General features: G+C 73.4%; 1 protein-coding gene. It reads left to right on the forward strand.

The features are described 5' to 3' along the window. Positions 1–204, forward strand: a 204-nt coding sequence (locus tag SB753_RS41225; RefSeq protein ID WP_410805706.1) for a hypothetical protein, incomplete at its 5' end; no start/stop codon positions are given. Positions 205–237: the final 33 nt, after the last annotated feature.

The raw sequence follows: 237 nt of genomic DNA on the forward strand, positions 1-237 counted from the left end.
GAGGTGGCCCCGATCGTGCGCGCCGTCGCGAGCAGGCTGGGGGTCGACCTGATCGATGTCTTCGACGTCACCAGCCGGTCCGTCACACGGCACCCCGACGGCATCCATCTCGATGCCCGCGCCAGCGCGATCGTCGCGGAGGCCGTCGCCGAAGCCCTCGTCCCGCCGACGGCGCCGCCGGTCGCCACTCACCCGGAGGGGTGATCCGCCGCCGCGAAGCCGCGTGAGAGCATGAGG

The organism is Paraburkholderia sp. SIMBA_053, from assembly GCF_046534895.1.
GTDB lineage: Bacteria > Pseudomonadota > Gammaproteobacteria > Burkholderiales > Burkholderiaceae > Paraburkholderia > Paraburkholderia caledonica.